The organism is Desulfovibrio sp. SGI.169, assembly GCF_050313595.1.
Taxonomy (GTDB): Bacteria; Desulfobacterota; Desulfovibrionia; order Desulfovibrionales; family Desulfovibrionaceae; genus Desulfovibrio.
This window is the reverse complement of sequence record NZ_JBNPLS010000062.1, coordinates 1-3,701: the sequence shown is the minus strand read 5'-3', so window position 1 is coordinate 3,701 and position 3,701 is coordinate 1. Positions and strand designations below refer to the sequence as shown.

General features: G+C 61.8%; 3 protein-coding genes and 1 pseudogene. 1 reads left to right on the top strand and 3 read right to left on the bottom strand.

The features are described from left to right. Positions 1–54: 54 nt before the first annotated feature. The 3 genes from ACQRA4_RS13640 to ACQRA4_RS13630 form a co-directional block, all read right to left on the bottom strand. Complete coding sequence (locus tag ACQRA4_RS13640) at positions 55–888, bottom strand: nitroreductase family protein (protein WP_427823600.1); 834 nt, start codon at positions 886–888, stop codon at positions 55–57. 23 nt (positions 889–911) lie between these two features. After that, positions 912–2,468, bottom strand: a complete 1,557-nt coding sequence (locus tag ACQRA4_RS13635; protein ID WP_427823599.1) for a polysaccharide biosynthesis/export family protein — start codon at positions 2,466–2,468, stop codon at positions 912–914. A gap of 247 nt (positions 2,469–2,715) precedes the next feature. Continuing rightward, on the bottom strand, positions 2,716–3,090 hold the full coding sequence (locus ACQRA4_RS13630) for a DVU3141 family protein (RefSeq protein ID WP_427823598.1): 375 nt from the start codon (positions 3,088–3,090) through the stop codon (positions 2,716–2,718). A 231-nt stretch (positions 3,091–3,321) separates the two neighbouring features. On the opposite strand from ACQRA4_RS13630, the pseudogene ACQRA4_RS13625 reads away from it, so the two are divergent. Continuing rightward, a pseudogene (locus tag ACQRA4_RS13625) lies at positions 3,322–3,701 on the top strand (IS1595 family transposase); the annotation flags it as partial.

Genomic DNA, 3,701 nt, shown 5'->3' with positions numbered 1-3,701 from the left:
ACTGACCCGAACCGGCCATGGCTGTGCGCTGGCCCGTTGACGAACGGGGTTGGCTCAACGCGCGGGCCAGCGCAGCCGATGAATGTCCGCCTTGCCGCGCTCCACCGTGCGCTGATAGCGCACCGCCGGAGAACCGAACAGCATGGCGTAGCCCAGTTCGTGCGTTGCCGGAATGCCCAGCCGGGGGAGCAGCTCGGGCAGCACCAGGCGCAGACACCAGTAGAGCAGGCCGCACCAGACCGTGCCCAGGCCGCCGCTCTGGGCCATGAGTTCAAAATACGAAAGGTAGATCAGCGAATCCTGTTCCTGGCAGGGGGCGTCCTTGGCGTTGGAAACCAGAAGGCAATGGGGCGCATGCCGGAAGATGGGGTTTTGTCCCTTGCGCCAGAGTTCCGGCGCGCGAGAGAAAAACTGACGGCGCGGATTTTCCGGCATGCGATTTTCGCGCGTCAGCTTTTCCAGGCGCTCATATACTTCCTGGCGGAAGGCGTTCATGCTCGCGCTATCGTCAATGACGGTCACCCACAAGCGGCGCGCGTTGACGCCGGTGGGCGCGTGCGCCGCCACATCCAGCACCCGGCGGAGCAGGGCGGGGTTCACGTTTTCCTGTTTATAGGCGCGCACGGAGCGGCGGCCTTTCATCAGGGCGGCCACCTGCTCCGGCGTGGGCAGCCTGTTTTCCAGCGGCTCGCTTTGCGCCGGGCTGTGCCCCAGAATGGAGATGGCCCCGGTGGGACAGACGGCCAGGCAATGCAGGCAGCGCATGCAGTGTTCCTCATTGGGGATGGTCGGATATCGACCCGCCATCTGGATGACCTTGGGCAGGCAGTCTGCGGCGCAGAGGCCGCAGGAAACGCACAGTTTTGTGTCAACGCTGAAATGCAGCATTTCAAGCTCCTTGCTGGACGGATTTATTGCAGGAAGGGCAGGCCGAGCACCGCGCCCGTGGAAACCGCCACCTGCATGAGCACCTGGGAAATGTCCTTGACTGCCTGCATGTTTTTGGATTCCACTCTGGGCAGCACCAAAATCTGGTCGCCCGCCCTGATGGCGTCGCCGTTCTGGGAAACAGAGCCGTTCTGACGCATGATCAGCACATGATTCCGGTCAGCCCTGTTGCTGTAGCCGCCCGCGCCCCTGATGTAATCCCCCATATCCTTGTCTTCGTTCCAGAGCATGGCCTGGGGCACCATAACCTCGCCGCTGACCAGCACCACATCGCTCTTGCCGGGAATCACAATGATGTCGCCGTCTTCCAGCGCCAGATTGCCGCTCTCCGCACCGTTGTCCAGCACCACCACGCCTTCGGGTTCAGCGCTTTTGGCCCGCTCCACAAATTTGGCGATCATTTCCGCTTCCCTGGCCCGAATCTGGGATTCCTCGGCGCTGGACGACGCGGCCGTGAGCGCTGTTTCCTCCAGGCGGCGCAAAGAATCGGCAATGGCTTTTTTCTGTCGGGCGGCCACGCTCCTGCGCTTGATGTACATGGCCTTGAGGTTGGCCCGCCCCGGCTCCACGGCGATGAAGTTCTGCACGTCCTTCAGCCGCGCCCCCTTGCGCACCGGAAAGCGCGAACTGCCGCGCACCGCGCCCTGCACTTCAATCATCATGGCGCCCCCCGTGGCGTCAGCCATGAACTGCACGCGGTCGCCGTCCTCAAGGGCGAGGTGGCGCAAATCCTTGAGGGGCAGATAGGTGGCGTAGGGCGCGCCGTTGCGCGTGCCGCTGAGAGAGATGTGTGACGCCCTGGCTTCGGGTTCGGCCAGCTCCAGCAGCGCCGCGCCGGTAGCCTCCCCCTTGAGAAATTCAAAGCGCGCGGCGTTGCGCACCGCGCCGGTGGCCGTCACTGTGGGGCCCTTGTCGCCCACCACCAGGGTGTCGCCTTCCTGCAGGCGCATGGCGGGCATTTCGCCCCGCCGCGCAAAGGGATAGAGATCCAGTCTGCCAGCCTCGCCGCCGCCGCGCATCAGGCGCACAACCCTGTAACTGCCGCGTGCCGGATCAATGCCGCCGGCCTTGTCCAGAAAACTGAGCACGGGATCATTGGGCGAACCCGCGTAACGGCCCGGCTTGACAACGCCGCCGGTCACAAAGACGAACACGGGCCGGGCGTCCAGCGCCGCCGCATATACCTGGGTGTCGGCATGGCCGGTGGCCGCCAGCTTGCTGCGCAGATCGTCCGCCAGCTTGTCGTGGGGCAGACCGGCCACCGGCAGGAGGCCCACTTCCGGCAGATTGACGCGCCCCTGCGCATCCACAGTGAACGTGTCGTCAATGTTGATACGCCCGCCCCAGAGGCGCAGCACTATGCGGTCGCCGGGGCTTACCGCGCCGCCTTCCTGTCCCTTGGCAAAATTGCCCTGAAAAAGACTGGCCCCATAGGGCTGAACATTGTCGGCGGCCCGGACGTTTCCGCAGACAAGGGCGACAAGAAAAAGCGCGAGAATAACGCGGCATGAGTTGGGCATGGCTGTGATCACGCCATTTGTTTGCGCCTGCCGCGCGGCGTGAACGCGGCGGGAACCGTGACAGGCGACAGCCTGAGCGGGCGATTTTTGTTTTCTGACAAAAAAGTCGAAAGCGGCCCGGTGATGCTGTTTTTCGATGCGGGCATGCCGCAATTTTGAGCGGGCGCAGCCTCGGCGCTTTTCGCTCGCGCCAGACTCTCGTCTGGCGGTGGAAGTCACTTCATATGAATTGTGAAATGGCTTCCACTCAGTGGGCATCAATGCCGTGCCCCCAGACGCGGGGAGCCAGCCTCCACTGTCCCTCGGCATTCCGGCAGACAACCACCACTTCGGCTTCTTTCTGGCCGGCCAGCACAATGCCTCGTTTGCAGCTCTCGCCCCTGGCCGAGGTAAAGCTGTCGTCCAGAGTGACGCGGATGTTTTTGCCAAACTCTGGATCGTCCAGCGTGGCGGAGTCGCCCTTGCCGGCGGAAACAAGATAGGCTTCCAGCGGGCCGGGTTGATAGGCGGGCGGCGGGGGGGCGTCGGAAAACAGGCCACAACCGGCCAGCGGCAGAAAAATGCCTAAAATAAGCGGCGGAAGCGTCCATGAGGGCGGCACGCCGGGAAACTGTCTGTTCATGGGTATGCGCTCCATCGCGGCAACAGAAATGGCGCGCGGGGGCTGATGCAGAAACGCGCGTCGTCCGTTCATCTTGCAGAGAAAAAGGCTTCTGTCAATTCCCCGCCGCATGCCCGTCATAACTTATTAAGGGCTTTAGCCCGTTGAAGGAGCAAAGCGACTGAGACAAAGAACCACCCGCTATGCGGGTGGAAGCAAGAGGTTGCACGCCAAAATACCTTCCTTAATTTGGGGCCTCGTCGGGTCAAAGGCATAAGGGGACGCGGGGTCGGGGAAAAACCATTGCTCCTGGTCTGTTCAGGCGCAATGACGGTATATGCCAAATCGTGCCTGACTGCTCAAAGGCGACACGTCAGGCGATTATTCGTGGCCGTGTAGAGCTTGAGAGCGTTATCCATTCTGATGAATGGCGTGGTTACGATGGTCTGGTGGACTGGGGATACCAGAAACATTTTCGGCTGGAACACAGCAACAATGAGTTTGCCAACAGGCATTCTCATATCAATGGGATTGAAAGTTTCCGGGCTTTTGCCAAAAACCGGCTTGTGCGCTTCCGGGGGCTTCACAAGCGTACTTTCCATTTCCATGTGAAAGAATGCGTAGTTCGGTTT

Excerpts from the sequence above, each read along its gene's own strand:
- ACQRA4_RS13640 (WP_427823600.1), bottom strand. The coding sequence starts at position 888 with ATGCTGCATTTCAGCGTTGACACAAAACTGTGCGTTTCCTGCGGCCTC.
- ACQRA4_RS13635 (WP_427823599.1), bottom strand. The coding sequence starts at position 2,468 with ATGCCCAACTCATGCCGCGTTATTCTCGCGCTTTTTCTTGTCGCCCTT.
- ACQRA4_RS13630 (WP_427823598.1), bottom strand. The coding sequence starts at position 3,090 with ATGAACAGACAGTTTCCCGGCGTGCCGCCCTCATGGACGCTTCCGCCG.